Source organism: Fenollaria massiliensis, from assembly GCF_023347705.1.
Classification (GTDB): domain Bacteria; phylum Bacillota; class Clostridia; order Tissierellales; family Peptoniphilaceae; genus Fenollaria; species Fenollaria massiliensis.
This window is the reverse complement of record NZ_CP096649.1, coordinates 1,076,692-1,094,040: the sequence shown is the minus strand read 5'-3', so window position 1 is coordinate 1,094,040 and position 17,349 is coordinate 1,076,692. Positions and strand designations below refer to the sequence as shown.

Sequence of the window (17,349 nt, the reverse complement as noted above, 5' to 3'; positions counted from 1 at the left end):
ATATATAAAAGGAAGTGAAGAGATGAAACTTATTAAAGTAAATAAAAATCATAAAGATATAGTTTTAGAATTTAAAGAAAAAATAATTGAAACAGGCGAAAGATTTTGTGGGGTTAGTGGACTTGAAAGACTTGATTTTGATGAGTGGCTTGAAAGAAATAAGTCAATAGAAAATAAAAGCACATGTCCAGATGGAATAGTCCCTGCGATGCAATATATTTATACTGATGACGATGAGAGCAAAGTTATTGGCATGATAAATTTAAGACTTGAACTAAATGATTTTTTAATGAAGTTTGGTGGACACATAGGCTACTCCATCGCACCAGATGAAAGATGCAAAGGTAATGCAAAAGCTATGCTTAAAGAAGGACTTAAGTTTTATAAAAATCACGGCTATGAAAGAGTTCTTATTACATGCGATGTAAATAACATAGCATCTGCTAAGACCATAGAGGCGTGTGGCGGCAAGCTCGAAAATATTATTAAAGAAGATGAACTTCATTCAACAAAAAGATACTGGATAAAGCTATAATTGGGTATATATATTTTAAGGAGTTGATTATATGTATTTATTAAGATTATACAGAGATTTTGATCTTGTCTATTCAATAGGCATGTTTAAAGAAGAAAAAGATTATAAAAAATTTTTAAAAAGCATTCCATCGTGTAAAGCTGAAGAAGATGGCTACAACTACAGAATATATTTAGATGGTTTTCCAGCACTTTTAAAGCTAAAATTTAACGATGCCGATTTTATTTTATCAAGAGACATATTTTTAAATAGAGAATATCTTTATGTCGATGTCGAAGAGTATCCCGTTCTAAATGAATATAAGGGCATGTATGATAAATATCAAGTGATTGGCGCTTATGCCATTGGCACAGATGAACTTGAAGATTATGTTACAAGACGCAACAAAAAGCTCGACCTTGTATTTAAGATACTTGATGACATGGGCATTGAGGCCTTTAGAGATTATTCAGACTCTGAAGATGGTGAGTGCATCATTCTTAAAAAAGACTCAAGTATATTATTTGTGCTTGATCCATCATTTAATGAAGACCTACCAGATGATGAGGCTGGCTTAAGAAAGGCTATCGAAGAAGAGCTTAAGAACAGATAAATAAAATTATAAAGATCTAAGTTTTATTTAGATCTTTTTTAGTCTATATACATTGCTAATGTGATAACAATTGTGATTAAAATGCTTGACAATTATGATTAAATCTAATATAATAACAATGTTAATATATATGTAAGGGGAGAGATGTATGGCCAAAGAACAATACTTAACAGAAGAGGGTTTAAAACAAAAGGAAGAAGAGCTTGAGTATCTTAAAACGGTCGCAAGAAGAGAAGTTGCCGAAAAGATCAAGATAGCTCTAGGATACGGAGACTTGAGTGAAAACGCTGAATATGATCAAGCTAAAAATGATCAAGCAGCACTTGAAGAAAAAATTGCTAAACTAGAAAACATACTTAGAAATGCAGTACTTATAGACGAAGCAGGAGATACAGACAATAAATCGGTAAAGGTTGGCTCGAATGTTAGGTTCAAGGACATGGATACAGACGAGTTTTTAGAATACCAAATCGTTGGTGTTGTAGAAGCGGATCCATTTAACGGCAAGATCTCAAATGAAAGCCCTGTTGGCAGAGCCATGATAGGCAGAAAAAGAAATCAAGTTGTTGAAGTAGAAGCGCCATCGGGTATTAAGAAATATAAAATAACAAAGATATCATAGGAGTTGAAAGATGCAAAACACAGATTTAAATGAAATGCTTCAAATTCGTAGACAAAAGTTAAAAGATTTACAAGATCAAGGCAAGAACCCATTTAAGATTGAAAAGTTCAATCCTGATCATCACACAACAGATATTACTGATAACTTTGAAGAATTTGAAGGCAAAGAAGTTACCTTAGCTGGTAGAGTTATGTCAAAGAGAGGTCACGGTAAGATCTCATTTATGGACATACAAGATATGAAAGGCAGAATACAAATCCTTTCAAAAATTGACGAATTAGGCGAAGAAGCCTACAAGATTATCTCATACTTAGATATGGGCGACATCGTTGGCGTTGAGGGCGAAGTTTTTAAAACACAATCAGGAGAAATCAGTATAAAAGCTAAAAAGCTTACATTACTTTCCAAATCCTTACAAATACTACCTGAAAAGTGGCACGGATTAAAAGACCCAGACCTTAGATACAGACAAAGATACGTTGATTTAATCGTAAATCCAGAAGTAAAAGAAACATTCTTATTAAGAAATAAAATCATAAAAAAGATTAGAGAATTCTTAGACAATTTAGGCTACTTAGAAGTAGAAACACCTATACTTGGCAATATTGCTGGTGGTGCAAACGCAAGACCATTCTTAACACATCATAACGCACTAAACATCGATATGTCACTTAGAATAGCGAACGAACTTTATCTAAAGAGACTTATAGTCGGTGGTTTCGACAAAGTTTATGAAATGGGTAAGATGTTCAGAAACGAAGGTATGGACGCAAGACACAATCCAGAGTTTACTAATATCGAACTATACGAAGCATACGCTGACTATAACGATATGATGGAAATTACTGAAAATCTTGTTGCTTATGTAGCTAAAGAAGTTTTAGGAACTACAAAAGTTGAGTATCAAGGCAAAACTATTGATTTTACTCCACCTTGGAGAAGAATCAAAATGCAAGACGCAGTTAAAGAGCATACAGGCGTTGACTTTGACAAGATAAATACAGATGAAGAAGCTTTAGAAGTAGCTAAAGAACATAAACTTGAAATTAAGCCAGGTATGACTAGAGGACACGTTATTAGTGAAATGTTCGAAGAATTCTGCGAACAATATATGGATCAACCAACATTTATCATTGGCCATCCAGTAGAAATTTCTCCACTCGCAAAGAGAAATCCAGATGACCCAAGAATTACTAACAGATTCGAAGCCTTTGCTAATTGCTGGGAAATTGCAAATGCATTCTCAGAATTAAACGATCCAATCGATCAAAGAGAAAGATTTGAAGAGCAATTAAGACAAAAAGAATATGGCGACGACGAAGCTCATCCAATGGACGAAGACTTCTTAAACGCTATAGAAGTTGGTCTTCCACCAACAGGCGGACTTGGCATAGGTGTAGATAGATTAATCATACTATTAACAAATCAAGCATCCATAAGAGACGTAATCTTCTTCCCAACAATGAAGCCAATTGGCGCTGATCCTAACGCAGAAGCAGCACCAAAGGCAAGCACTAAAGCAGATGAAAAGATTGATTTTTCAAAAGTTGAGATAGAACCATTATTTAAAGATATGGTAGACTTTGATACATTCTCTAAATCAGACTTTAGAGCAGTTAAGGTAAAAGAGTGCTCAGCGGTACCTAAGTCAAAGAAATTATTAAAATTTGTTCTTGACGACGGAACAGGCGAAGACAGAGTTATACTAAGCGGTATACATGAATACTACGAGCCAGAAGAGCTAGTAGGCAAAACACTTATCGCAATAGTTAACCTACCACCAAGAGCCATGATGGGTATAGACTCATGCGGCATGCTTTTATCAGCAATACACGAAGAAGAAGGCAAAGAAAAGCTTCATTTATTAATGGTAGATAATCATATACCAGCAGGAGCAAAATTATATTAGATATATAAAAATTTAATAGAAGAAAAAATATTATAAATAACTGGGATTAGTATATACTGATCCCAGTTATTTGCATATATGAGAATATTTTATGAATATAAAGTGTTATCAATAAATATTAGAAGTTTGAATTGTTTTTCAAAAAAGGTGTTAAAATATTTTAAGACGGGTATACTTTATTGTAAGGTGAATATACACTCTAAATAATTAAAAAATAAAATTAAGAGGATTTAATATAGAAGCAGTGATGGCGATATAGCCAAAAGAATAGGAGGAAGTATGAATAAAAAATTAGACGCAAATAAAGACATAAGTGAATACAAGATAGTAATCCCTATGTCTGATGAAACTATCAGAAAGATTAAAACAAATGCAGCTAAGGCTGTATTAGGTGCTTCAATTGCAGGGTTTATGATTGCTGGTGGACAAAGTGTTAAAGCACAATCTGTTCAAGAACCAGAAGCTGTAGTACAAACAGTTGATGCGCAAAACGTAAATGACAAGAAAGAACTTTCTTTGATGATAGATGAGATTCTTACATCTAAAGAAAAGAAAACGAATGATGCTGAATTAGGAACGCAAAATCTTAGAGCAAAATCAAAGACGGAAGAAGCAAGTGTTGAAAACATAAGCCTTACTACAAATGCTAGTACAAATAAAGTTTTAAATGATATCAATAAAGTAGATGCTAGTACAGAAAATAAAGATGAGAGTACACTTGATGATTTAATTAACCTTGATGGCATTAAAGCTCTTTATAATAAGGATGAAAAATTAGACGTATCAGAAAATAAGCTAGAAGATCCTCATAAGGCAGGAGCTGAAGCATCTACTGAGCCAAACTATTCTGAAGAAGAAAAGAATATAAAAGACTACAGTGACAGCGAGCACTATAAGAAAACTGACCTTACACCAGGCTCTACAATAGTCGAGAACGTTAATACAGATGAGGGAAAAGAAAAAGATGGGTTTAAGTTTGATACCTTAAACCCGTCAGCAGGTTCCCCAGACAAGAAGGCATACGGTTACGAGATTACTATCGACAAGAAGACCGGCCAAAGGACCTATACCAAGATTAACGTAACAGATTCCGGTCGTGCTCCTATAAAAGGAGGGGATAAGCCATTTATGGGTGATGGAGAAAAATTAACTCCAGAATCTCCTGCTGTAACTTATAAACCAAATGAAGATGGTGAAGCTACAGCAGGTAGGCAAGCATCATACGACTATGAAGCTAGCGAAGAAACCCTAAAGCATATCAACAGCAAGGACAATGAATCCACTGTTATAGGTATGAAGGATAACTACACTAAAGATAATCCAGGAGTTAAGTTTTTTGGAGATAATTTCGCCATAACCTACAAGGTCAACCCATGGCCAAATGAAAATGACAAGCTTCAATTAATGAAGCTAAATGGCGAATACAATAAAAAAGTATTTGTCCAAGGTCAAGACATCGACACTGGTGTAAAGGTAGACAATATTGACGCAAACGCCAAGGATAGACTAGTAGGCCAAGTCTATAACCCTATTACAGGAGCGATTGTTCCGGGAGCAAGAGCCTATATTGGAGATAATGGAAATATCCACATCCAAATGCCGGAAGGCGCCCTAAAGAAGGATGAGAATGGCAAGACTGTCATCAATGAAGGCTCAATCTTCAACACACCTGACTACAAAGGCATCCAAAACCTGGATGTTAAATTCTTTGCTCGTCCAAGAACTTTAGAAGAATTTAAAGCTATTGCTGAAACACCGGACAAAAATGGCGAAACAGGTACCTATGTAGAAACAGGGGCAGGTTCTGGCATCATCAACCACAAGGGAACAGATGTAACTATCGACAAGCAAGGCATAGACCGCTACGACCACTACAACCTCATCGGTAAGCTTAAGATAAACCTGGACGACACTCGTTACTACGACCAAAGATTTGAAGACGGTAATAAAGAAGATACTTCTACGATAACATCTTCAGCTGTAAAACCGGGTGAAGATTTTAATGTTAAAATTGTACAACCAAATGATCCAACGGAAACTGACAAATCTGCACTAGATATGAATAAGGCTGAAAGTAAAGGAGAAGCTGCAGGCAAGATAAATTTAGATTTTATCAATAAGGCAAATGAAGGCAAAAAAGATGAGGATAAGTGGAAGGTAGATGTAAATCCAAATGATATTTCTAGTTTCACCGTAACTCCACCAAAATCTGCAGAAGCTGGTGACTTTGTAGCCATCCCTGTAGAATATACCTACACAAACGGGTCTAAGGACGTCCACTGGTTCCACTTTGTCGTTCAGGAATCTGATAACTATAAACCAGAATACCACGCAGAAGTTGGATACAAGGGAGATGCTCTAACGAACACTCCAGAAGATATTCCAGAAGACACTCACAAAAACAAACCTGAATCATATGAATTAGTGATGCCAGAAGATGGTAGTAAATACAAAGATAGTGCAGGTAACGAATGGACAGATATTAAAGTTGACCCTAAAACTGGTGTAGTAACAGCAACAGTACCTAAAGATGCTGACATCAAGGGCGGAGAAAACTTATACGTAAATGTTAAAGTTAAGTATACAGATAAAAAGAGTGGTCAGCCAAAAGAAGAAATTGTAAAGGCACAATTTATAGCTAGACCTAAGTATAAAAAAGAAGTATCTAAGACTTTCAATAGAAAAATACCTTTTGAAACCAAAGTAATTTACGATGACACCCTAGAAATAGGTAAGGTTGTAAAAACTGAAGGTAGGATTGGAGAAACTGAAACCACTTTCAAACAAGTAGTAATTAACGGTGAAAAAGGAATCATTGACGAAAACGGTAATTTTGTAAAAGATAAGGAAGCTGTTGAAACTAAAACTATAACCGAAAAAGTTGATGCAGAAATTAGAATTGGTACAAAACCAGCAAAAACCACTGTAACAATACCGTCTGATACTGATTATGAAACTAGTGACTCTTTAGAAAAAGGCACAATCCAGTTAGATAAAGCTGGTGAAGATGGCGAAGTAACAGTTACTACAAGTAGGAACCCTGAAACTGGAGAAATAACTACAACAAAAGAAACAACTAAAGAAGCTAAAAACAAAAAAATACTAATCGGCACTAAGACAGAAAATACTATAGTCCACGAAGAAAGTATTCCTTTCGAATATGAAGTTAAATTTGACTCTTCATTAAAACCAGGGGAACAAGTAGTTGATAAGGAAGGTAAACCTGGTAGCAAAACTACTACTTATAATATTGTAAATTCAAAAATTGTAGGAGATCCAATAGTCAAAGAAACCGCACCTACTAAGGCTATAATAAGAGTTGGCGACCAAAAATTCACCGGTGAAACAAGTCATGAAGTAACAGAAGAAACAAAATATATAACAATAGTTGAAGAAGATCCGAATTTGCCGGTAGGAGAAACTAAAGAAGTTCAAAAAGGTGTAAGAGGATCTAAGACAACTAAGTACACACAAAAATTCGAAAATGGTGTCCCAGGTGAAGTCAAGGAAGAAGTTGTAAGTGAAAAACAACCACAAAATCGTATTGTTAAAGTAGGTACTAAGACTGTAACAGAACATATATCTAAGGAAATCACAGAAGAAATACCATATAAGGTAGAAATAAAATACGATAATACTATGGTAGCTGGAACAACTCGTGTAGAAACTCCGGGACAAGCAGGCAGTAAGACAACTGAGTATTATAGAAATCTTATAAATGGTAAGTTTGATGGAGACCTAAATACAAGAGAAGTGACAGATAAGTACAAAGCTCCTGTTAACGAAGTCATAGTTGTAGGTACCAAGGTTGAGACAAACAACGAAAACTATAACGATGATGTAAAAGTTGATGTAGAATATGTTGAAGATAATACTTTATATAAAGGAACTGTAAATAAGGGAGAGTTAACTCCTGGTAAGGTTGAAAGAAAGATTGTCAATAAATATGATCCAGAAACTGGTAAAGTTAGTACAGAAGAAAAAGTTGTTGTAACCCCAGCAAAACAAAAAATTATTGTTGGTACAAAAGATTTTACTGGAGAATTTAGCCACAAAATAGATAAAACTCTTCCATTTGAAACAGAAATTCAATATGACGACACAATGGAAGCTGGAACAAAAAAAGTTACCCAAAAAGGTGTAACCGGAAATGTCGAACAAACCGTTACTCAAAAATTCACAAACGGAGAATTAGCTAACAAAGAATACACTGAAGAAGTAACAACAAAAGAACCAGTGAAGGAAATTGTTAAGATTGGTACAAAACCAGTAGAAAAGATAGTGGAAATTCCATTTAATACAGAATATGTATATGACAAAAATATTGATGCTGGGACTGTGGTAGAAGATAAAGATCATCCAGGAAAGGCTGGTAGTGTAACAGTAAAAACTTACTTTGATAAAGAATCTGGAAAATTTGTAAGCGTGGAAGATGCTGATAGTAAAGTAGCTCCAGTTAACAAGATCGTAAGAGTCGGCACAAAACCAACAGAAAATATGTGTCCAGCTCCTGATCCAGATAAACCAGGTAAAGAATATCCAGAGAAACCATATAATCCAAATCATCCAAATAATCCTGGAAGCGATTCAGATTTAGATATTTCAGGTGGAGATAATAACAATCAAAACCAGCCAGGCAAATCAGACAACGAAGATCCAAATAAACCTAATACACCTAGCAATCCAGCTAAACCAAGCGAAGGCGGCACAGGTGAAACACTAAGTGAAGAGACAAAGGATCCAGAAACTAAGCCAGAAACAAGCGTAGAAAAAGAAGAAAAAAATCCAGAAATTAGTGAAGAAAATAATAATTCAGTAGAAAATGATGATGAAGATGGCCGTGTCGCAGGCGATAATAACAAAAACTTGTCAAAGACAGATCAAATTAATAAGACAAAACAATTACCAAAGACAGGCGACGGCATGAATAGATCATTCTATGGATACACTATGGGCCTTATCGGTTCAGCACTATTGGCCATTGGAGCTAAAAAGAAAAAGAACGATATTGTAGATGAAAAGTAGAAAAATACTATTAATAATCGGTGTATTATTAATAATATCCTCGGCCATATGGCTTGGCTCTATAAAGGTAAGAGAGAATCGCATGAGGCAAGAGGCACTTGAATTAGAAAAAGAATTTCAAAATAAAGCTCTTGATGAGGATGTGGAAGAGCCACCGGCTAGCTCAGAAGAGCCAGAAAATAATGGCGAAGATGAAAGCATAGACAGAGATGAGATAACGAATGACAAAGCCATAGGCGTAATTAGGATAGACAAATTGGGTGTACTAGCACAAATCTTTGATAACGATAGGCAAAAAACGCTACTAAAGGGCGTTGGCGTGATTGAAACAACAGATATGCCATCGTCCTCTCTAGACACTTGCTCAGCAATAGCTGGACATAGAGGCGGCAAGAACGAAAAGCTGTCATTTCTTCATATTGACCAGTTAGAGATTGGCGACGAAGTTAAAGTGACGACAGAGAATGAAGTCCTCGTCTACAAAGTGACAGGTTCGGAGGTCATAGAAGCAGACGACTGGAGTAAATTTACGAGGGATGAGAACAAATCAAGGCTTATACTCATGGCTTGCCACCCATATCCAAAGAACGACAAAAGAATATTAATTTATACAGAATTAGAAAAATCCGACAAATAAGAAAAGTAACTATATCATTTAGGTATAGTCACTTTTTTACGTCTATCTTTTATAACGCATCATGTAATCATACAAAATTATTGACGTCGCTATTGAAACATTTAAGCTATCACAGTCACCATTCATCGGTATCTTAATCATCTCATATTGCTTTTCGTACCAAGGAAGCGATATACCATATTTTTCGCTACCAATTACAAAACAAACTTTGTCCTTATATTCAGTATCCATGTATATGGCCTTAGCATCAGTATCAGTTAAGTAAATGGTATAGCCATTATCCATTAGATAAGAATAAAGTTCATCGAAATTTGTATCAATAATATTCATATTAAGAAAGCTACCCAGAGAGGAGCGAACAAGTTTTGGGTGATTGATTCTGACCTTTCTATTGATAAAGACAACATCATAGATGGCAAGCGCATCAAGCGTTCTAAGTATAGTGCCAATATTGCCATGAATTTCAAGACCGTCAAGCACAACGAGAGGCTTAGCTGGGTCAATGGATTTGAAGCTGCCTTCATTCATAAAGAAGACCGTGATGATGCCTTGAGGGTTTTTCTCCTCACTTAAGTAATCAAAAGTTTTCTTCGAGACGAAATAAAGCTTGGCATCTCTTTCAAACGCTTCAGCAACAAGGCTTTGCGCCTCAGCAGTTTTTATGTACTCAGGACAGATGACCAAGTAATTAAGCTTCTTATTGTACTTAAGAATCAAATTCAGTCCCCAAACACCTTCAAGAGCAATCTCATTTAATGGGTTTGGCCTTGAATTGTTATTTAATTTAATAAGACTAAGGATATCAGGATGCTTTTTTGATGCCTCAGTGTATTTACCTGAAAAGACTTCCTTTATATAAGGGATTCTTTCTTCATCACTCATAGAGTTTAAATCAATAAATTTCATATAATCACCAAGAAAATTATAGCACATGAAAAAAGAAAAAGCAATTGAAGTATGTAGACGAATAAAAAATTTGTGTAAAGCAATTTACTTGACAACTACATGGGGCGGATTGTAAATAAAAAGTAAAAATATTTACAAAAAACTTTAAAATTTTTTAAAAAACTTTAAAAAAACCCTTGACAAAGTAAAAAATAAATGGTAGAATGGATAAGTCATCTGGAAAGACAGATGGCAAGCAAAACTGAATAAAGTGAAAAGAACGATTTAAACCAATCAATTTTTTTATTGATTAAAAATAATTTCGAATTTAAGAGCCAAGGTTAACTTGGGATTAAATAAACCATTTAATCGAGAGTTTGATCCTGGCTCAGGACGAACGCTGGCGGCGTGCTTAACACATGCAAGTCGAACGATGAAAGAGAATCCGATCTCTTCGGAGTGAAGAATCTCTGGATTAGTGGCGGACGGGTGAGTAACGCGTGAGCAATCTGCCTTACACAAAGGGATAGCCTCGGGAAACCGGGATTAATACCATATGATATCTATTCACCGCATGGTTTATAGATTAAAGAATTTCGGTGTAAGATGAGCTCGCGTCCCATTAATTAGTTGGTGAGGGTAACGGCCCACCAAGATAGCGATGGGTAGCCGATCTAAGAGGATGACCGGCCACATTGGAACTGAGAAACGGTCCAAACTCCTACGGGAGGCAGCAGTGGGGAATATTGCACAATGGGGGAAACCCTGATGCAGCGACGCCGCGTGAGCGATGAAGGCTTTCGAGTCGTAAAGCTCTGTCCTATGGGAAGATAATGACGGTACCATAGAAGAAAGCCCCGGCTAATTACGTGCCAGCAGCCGCGGTAATACGTAAGGGGCGAGCGTTGTCCGGAATTATTGGGCGTAAAGAGTGCGTAGGCGGCAAATTAAGTCAGATGTGAAAACTAAGGGCTCAACCCATAGATTGCATCTGAAACTGATATGCTTGAGTCAAGGAGAGGAAAGTGGAATTCCTAGTGTAGCGGTGGAATGCGTAGATATTAGGAGGAATACCGGTGGCGAAGGCGACTTTCTGGACTTGAACTGACGCTGAGGCACGAAAGCGTGGGGAGCAAACAGGATTAGATACCCTGGTAGTCCACGCCGTAAACGATGAGTGCTAGGTGTCTGCTCATACGAGTAGGTGCCGTACGTTAACACATTAAGCACTCCGCCTGGGGAGTACGTACGCAAGTATGAAACTCAAAGGAATTGACGGGGACCCGCACAAGCAGCGGAGCATGTGGTTTAATTCGAGGCTACGCGAAGAACCTTACCAGGACTTGACATACCAAGGAAAGTTTTTAGAGATAAAAACCCTAGATTTATCTACCTTGGATACAGGTGGTGCATGGTTGTCGTCAGCTCGTGTCGTGAGATGTTGGGTTAAGTCCCGCAACGAGCGCAACCCTTACATTTAGTTACTAACAGACTTAAGCTGAGGACTCTAGATGGACTGCCGATGACAAATCGGAGGAAGGTGGGGATGACGTCAAATCATCATGCCCTTTATGTCCTGGGCTACACACGTGCTACAATGGTCGGTACAAAGAGAAGCGAAATAGTGATATCAAGCAAACCTCAAAAAACCGATCCCAGTTCGGATTGATCTCTGCAACTCGAGATCATGAAGCCGGAGTTGCTAGTAATCGCAGATCAGAATGCTGCGGTGAATGCGTTCCCGGGTCTTGTACACACCGCCCGTCACACCATGGGAGTAGGCAATACCCGAAGCCTGTGAGCTAACCGTAAGGAGGCAGCAGTCGAAGGTAGGGTCAATGACTGGGGTGAAGTCGTAACAAGGTAGCCGTATCGGAAGGTGCGGCTGGATCACCTCCTTTCTAAGGAGAACATTAGTTCTTTTCACTTTGGGCTTTGCTTTAAACAAAATATTTTATGGACCTGTAGCTCAGGTGGTTAGAGCGCACGCCTGATAAGCGTGAGGTCGATGGTTCGAGTCCATCCAGGTCCACCAAATAAACCTTGACAAGGTATATTTTTTATGATATAATATATCAGCTAAATGAATATGGATCTTGAAGAACTTAAAAAAGGTGCAAATCCTTTTAGATCCAAAACCAAATAAAACTTAATAACCATAATCAAATGAAAACGAAACGACATTTATAAAGAAAATAAATACAGTAAATTTTAACAATAAGCGTTAAAGGATTTTTATAAAAAAATAGGTCAAGTTACTAAGAGCGCAGGGCGAATGCCTTGGCACCAAGAGGCGAAGAAGGACGTAGAAAGCTGCGAAAAGCTCCCTAGATCTGCAAACAAGAAACGAAAGGGAGATATCCGAATGGGGCAACCCACTTAAGCAAACCTTAAGTATCTATATATGAATAAAATAGTATATAGAAGCAATACCGGGAGAACTGAAACATCTAAGTACCCCGAGGAAAAGAAAGAAACATCGATTTTCAAAGTAGCGGCGAGCGAAATGGAAAGAGCCCGCTTAAAGAAATACTAAAACAATATCCGAATGATCTTGGAAAAATCATCCAAAGAAAGTGAAAGACTTGTAGGAAAAGATATTAGAATTTCAATAAGCTTAACGAGTACCACAAGGCACGAGAAACCTGGTGGGAACACGGGAGGACCACCTCCCAAGGCTAAATACTACTTGGTGACCGATAGAGAACAGTACCGTGAGGGAAAGGTAAAAAGAACCCCGAAAGGGGAGTGAAATAGAACCTGAAACCCTGCGTTTACAAGCAAAGAAAGCACGTGAAAAGTGCAATCTTGTACTTTTTGTAGAACGGGCCAGCGAGTTACTTTTGTAAGCAAGGTTAAGAAGTTAAGCTTCGAAGCCGAAGAGAAATCAAGTCTTAATAGGGCGAAATAGTTTACAGGAGTAGACCCGAAACCAGGTGACCTATCCATGAGCAGAGTGAAGTTAAAGTAAAATTTAATGGAGGCTCGAACCGGGTGTGGTTTAAAACACATCGGATGACTTGTGGATAGGGGTGAAAAGCCAATCGAACCTGGAGATAGCTGGTTCTCCTCGAAATAGCTTTAGGGCTAGCCTTTAGGATGTTTAATGGAGGTAGAGCTACTGACTGGTTGCGGGGTGTTTATACATTACCAAAACCTATCAAACTCCGAATGCCAAGAAAACAAACCTAAGGAGTCAGACATAGTGGGATAAGCTTCTATGTCAAAAGGGAAAGAGCCCAGACCATCAGCTAAGGTCCCCAAATACCGATTAAGTGGTAAAGGATGTGAAGTTACCCAAACAACTAGGATGTTGGCTTAGAAGCAGCCATACATTTAAAGAGTGCGTAATAGCTCACTAGTCGAGTGACCTTGCGCCGAAGATTTCCGGGGCTAAATCGGATACCGAAGCTGTGGACTCGTAAGAGTGGTAGAGGAGCATTGTGTAATAGATAGAAGCAGTATCGAAAGGCGCTGTGGACGAAACACAAGAGAGAATGCTGGCATAAGTAGCGAGAAGGAGTGTGAGAATCACTCCCGTCGAAAACCTAAGGGTTCCTGAGCAAGGCTCGTCCCCTCAGGGTAAGTCGGGACCTAAGGCGAGGCCGAAAGGAGTAGCCGATGGACAACTAGTAAAAATTCTAGTACTATCAAATATCGTATAAATGAAGCGGGGACACAGAAGGATAAGCTAAGCGTACCAGATGGACGAGTACGCTCAAATAAAAAGGCATGCCAGGACTAATAACCAGGCTAAGCCAATTTATGATGAGGATCGAAAACAAGTAGAGAAGTAGCCGATTTCACACTGTCAAGAAAAGCCGCTAAATAGATAAATGATACCCGTACCGTAAACCGACACAGGTAGGAAAGGAGAGAATCCTAAGACGCGCGGAAGAACCTTTGTTAAGGAACTCGGCAAAATGACCCCGTAAGTTAGCGAGAAGGGGAGCCAGAGCGATCTGGCCGCAGTGAATAGGCCCAAGCGACTGTTTACCAAAAACACAAGTTTCTGCTAAGTCGAAAGACGACGTATAGGAGCTGACACCTGCCCGGTGCTGGAAGGTTAAGGGGAAATGTTAGCAATAGCGAAGCATAGAACTTAAGCCCCAGTAAACGGCGGCCGTAACTATAACGGTCCTAAGGTAGCGAAATTCCTTGTCGGGTAAGTTCCGACCCGCACGAAAGGTGTAACGATTTGGGCACTGTCTCAACAAAGGATCCGGTGAAATTGAAGTAATGGTAAAGATGCCATTTACCCGCGACAGGACGGAAAGACCCCATGGAGCTTTACTGTAGGCTGACATTGGATTTCGGTAGTACATGTACAGAATAGGTGGGAGGCTTAGATCCTGGTACGCCAGTATCAGAGGAGCCGAAAAGTGGGATACCACTCCTGTAGTGCTGGAATTCTAACCTTGAGCCGTAATCCGGTTTAGGGACACTGTCAGTTGGGCAGTTTGACTGGGGCGGTCGCCTCCCAAACAGTAACGGAGGCGTTCAAAGGTTCCCTCAGCACGGACGGAAATCGTGCAAAGAGTACAAAGGCAGAAGGGAGCTTAACTGCGAGATAAACAGATCGAGCAGATGAGAAATCAGGACTTAGTGATCCGGTGGTACCACGTGGAAGGGCCATCGCTCAACGGATAAAAGCTACCCTGGGGATAACAGGCTTATCTCCCCCAAGAGTTCATATCGACGGGGAGGTTTGGCACCTCGATGTCGGCTCGTCTCATCCTGGGGCTGAAGTAGGTCCCAAGGGTTGGGCTGTTCGCCCATTAAAGAGGCACGCGAGCTGGGTTCAGAACGTCGCGAGACAGTTCGGTCCCTATCCGTCGTGGGCGTAGGAAATTTGAAAGGAGCTGTCCTTAGTACGAGAGGACCGGGATGGACAAACCAATGGTTTATGAGTTGTAACGCCAGTTGCATAGCTCAGTAGCTACGTTTGGAAAGGATAAGAGCTGAAAGCATCTAAGCACGAAGCCCCCCTTAAGATAAGATTTCCTTTAAGTAAGACACCTTGAAGACCACAAGGTAGATAGGCAGTAAGTGTAAGAGTAGTAATACTTTGAGCCTAACTGTACTAATGTGTCGAAAACTTGATCAAAAGACGCTTATTTAAAGAATTATGGTTATTAAGAAATGTGGCAGCAATAGCAAGAGGGAAACACCCGTAACCATACCGAACACGGAAGTTAAGGCTCTTAACGCTGAAGGTACTTGGTTGGAGACGACCTGGGATAATAGGTAGCCGCCACTTAAAAAATAGCTCATATTTAATATGAGCTATTTTTTTATCTAAAAGATTTATCTAAAAGAAAGGAAAATAAAATGTTTTGCAACACTGATGATTTAAAAGACAATGAAATATATTTACATCTTAGAAAGACATGCGGTGCACAGCCTGAAAAGGCTTGGCTCCCTGCTTACTACTTTGATATCTGTCTCTTAGATGGAACTAAAGTTGGTGTATGCGACTTAAGAATTGGTCACAATTCAAATACATATATTGGTGGCAACATCGGTTATGTGGTTGACGAACCTTACAGAGGTCATCACTATGCGATGAAGGCGTGTAAGCTATTGTTCAATTTAGCTAAAAAGCATGAGATGGATTATTTGATAATTGCTTGCAAACCTGATAACATACCTTCGTATCGCACTTGTGAACTTCTTGGCGGAGAACTGATAGAAGTAAAAGATGTTCCTCAAGATCATGATTTACGTAAACAAGGCTACACTAATGTTAATATATATAGGATTGATTTAAACATTTTGTAGTATATTGTGTATAATAAGAGTATAAAAAAATCCAACCATTTACTTGGGTGGATTTTTTTTATCTAGATATATTATTTATTTTTGTTTTTGTAAAATACTTTTAGCTTTCTTAGTTCTTTTTGTGCTCTTATATTTCTAAATATTTTGCTTACTGAAGATGCTATCATTAGTCCAACAGCTATTGCTATAGCCATGAAGAGTGATTGGACTGCTTCTGTTGCTCCGCTTTTTAAATTATCTGTTATAAAATAGTTCATCGATTGATATATCTTAAGTCCAGGAACTAGTGGTATTACGCCGATTATGAAGTAGCAATTAACTGGTGTTTTTTGCCACCTTGCAAAAAATTCTCCAAGTATGCCGCATAACAATGAGCATAATAATGAAGAGAATATATAGCTGAAATTATTTTTTGTTAGGAACATATATAAAGTCCAGCAAATTGCACCATTGATTGCGCACAAGAATATATTTTTCTTTTGTATATTGAATAAGACGGATATGGTTGCACATGAAACTGTTGCTAGTAAAAATTGTTTGATGATGTAGTTCATTATATACCTCCCATTAGTGAAACAAGCATTAATACACTACCAACGCCGAAGGCTATGGCTACCGCTACAAAGATTGCCTCGAAGCTTCTTGCTGTACCTGAGATTAAGTCGCCACTTAAAAAGTCTCTAATTCCTGATGTAAAGGCAACTCCCGGTACTAGTGGAAGTATGGATCCAACAACTATCATGTTTAAATTGTGTCCTAGATGTAGCTTAACAAGTAAAACTGCCGCAAGTGTTGCTACCAAAGAAGATATAAAATTACCTAAGAAAGGCGTCTTTGAAAGCTTTAGTATATATTCGTTCACAACAAAACCAAGCGCTGATGTAAATATTGAGCAAATAAAGTCACTTAGGCTGCCTCCAAGCATTAGTGTAAATACAGCGCAGCCTATGCATGCCATAACTAGTATCATGGTAAAACTATATTCGCTGCTTTTTTCTATTTCTTCAAGCTTTTTCATAGCATCATCTACTTCTATATTCTTTGCACAAAAATCTCTTGAAAATGCATTAATCATATTGACCCTGCCAATGTTATTGCCTCTAGTTTCTATATTTTTTACAAGATAGAAGGAGGAATTATCACTGTTGTCGCCTATAATGATGACGGTAGGCGAAAGGAATAAAGGTATATCGAAGTAGCCATGACTTGAAAGTATCCTCTTAACTGTGTCGTTTGCCCTTGAAACTTCCGAGCCATTTCTAATAAGTAGCTCAGCCGTTTTCAGTGCTATATTATAAATTTTTCTGCGTTCAATATAAGTATCTGTAATATTTTCCATATAATCACCAAGTATATTATAATA

10 protein-coding genes, 1 tRNA gene and 3 rRNA genes are annotated in these 17,349 nt (G+C 38.1%); 11 read left to right on the top strand and 3 right to left on the bottom strand.

Translation table 11 applies throughout. The features are described from left to right. Window positions 1-22: 22 nt before the first annotated feature. The 6 genes from M1R53_RS05450 (at window position 23) to M1R53_RS05425 (ending at window position 9,320) form a co-directional block, all read left to right on the top strand. Complete coding sequence (locus M1R53_RS05450) at window positions 23-535, top strand: GNAT family N-acetyltransferase (RefSeq protein ID WP_249242270.1); 513 nt, start codon at window positions 23-25, stop codon at window positions 533-535. Window positions 536-566: 31 nt separating this feature from the next. After that, entirely contained in the window at window positions 567-1,127 is a 561-nt protein-coding gene (locus tag M1R53_RS05445) for a hypothetical protein (protein ID WP_249242269.1), read from the top strand. Window positions 1,128-1,275: 148 nt separating this feature from the next. Further along, window positions 1,276-1,749, top strand: a complete 474-nt coding sequence (gene greA, locus M1R53_RS05440) for a transcription elongation factor GreA (protein WP_070600272.1) — start codon at window positions 1,276-1,278, stop codon at window positions 1,747-1,749. Window positions 1,750-1,759: 10 nt separating this feature from the next. Further along, the gene (lysS, locus tag M1R53_RS05435; protein ID WP_249242268.1) at window positions 1,760-3,658 is read left to right on the top strand and encodes a lysine--tRNA ligase; all 1,899 of its coding nucleotides are present in this window, start codon (window positions 1,760-1,762) and stop codon (window positions 3,656-3,658) included. Window positions 3,659-3,937: 279 nt separating this feature from the next. Continuing rightward, window positions 3,938-8,683, top strand: coding sequence for a G5 domain-containing protein (locus M1R53_RS05430; protein WP_249242267.1), 4,746 nt, complete (start codon window positions 3,938-3,940; stop codon window positions 8,681-8,683). Between the two features lie 82 nt (window positions 8,684-8,765). Further along, a complete protein-coding gene (locus tag M1R53_RS05425; protein ID WP_249242266.1) occupies window positions 8,766-9,320 on the top strand; it encodes a class C sortase in 555 nt (184 codons plus the stop codon). A gap of 42 nt (window positions 9,321-9,362) precedes the next feature. Here the strand turns inward: M1R53_RS05425 and M1R53_RS05420 are convergent, their stop codons facing one another. Then, window positions 9,363-10,226: a TrmH family RNA methyltransferase gene (locus M1R53_RS05420; protein WP_249242265.1), complete on the bottom strand. Its 864-nt coding sequence runs from the start codon at window positions 10,224-10,226 to the stop codon at window positions 9,363-9,365. Window positions 10,227-10,570: 344 nt separating this feature from the next. Between M1R53_RS05420 and M1R53_RS05415 the strand changes: the two genes are divergently transcribed. From M1R53_RS05415 to M1R53_RS05395, 5 genes are all read left to right on the top strand, one after another. After that, window positions 10,571-12,106: ribosomal RNA gene (locus tag M1R53_RS05415) — 16S ribosomal RNA — on the top strand. A 57-nt stretch (window positions 12,107-12,163) separates the two neighbouring features. Further along, a tRNA-Ile gene (locus M1R53_RS05410) sits at window positions 12,164-12,240 on the top strand. Window positions 12,241-12,453: 213 nt separating this feature from the next. Next, window positions 12,454-15,312: ribosomal RNA gene (locus M1R53_RS05405) — 23S ribosomal RNA — on the top strand. A 36-nt stretch (window positions 15,313-15,348) separates the two neighbouring features. Continuing rightward, window positions 15,349-15,465: ribosomal RNA gene (gene rrf, locus M1R53_RS05400) — 5S ribosomal RNA — on the top strand. The 16S, 23S and 5S rRNA genes sit together here with 1 tRNA gene alongside, the layout of an rRNA operon. Window positions 15,466-15,536: 71 nt before the next feature. Further along, on the top strand, window positions 15,537-15,986 hold the full coding sequence (locus tag M1R53_RS05395; protein ID WP_249242264.1) for a GNAT family N-acetyltransferase: 450 nt from the start codon (window positions 15,537-15,539) through the stop codon (window positions 15,984-15,986). Between the two features lie 71 nt (window positions 15,987-16,057). Here the strand turns inward: M1R53_RS05395 and M1R53_RS05390 are convergent, their stop codons facing one another. Further along, the gene (locus tag M1R53_RS05390) at window positions 16,058-16,540 is read right to left on the bottom strand and encodes a threonine/serine exporter family protein (protein WP_070599112.1); all 483 of its coding nucleotides are present in this window, start codon (window positions 16,538-16,540) and stop codon (window positions 16,058-16,060) included. Next, window positions 16,540-17,325, bottom strand: a complete 786-nt coding sequence (locus tag M1R53_RS05385) for a threonine/serine exporter family protein (RefSeq protein ID WP_249242263.1) — start codon at window positions 17,323-17,325, stop codon at window positions 16,540-16,542. Before M1R53_RS05385 ends, M1R53_RS05390 begins: the two co-directional genes overlap by 1 nt. Window positions 17,326-17,349: the final 24 nt, after the last annotated feature.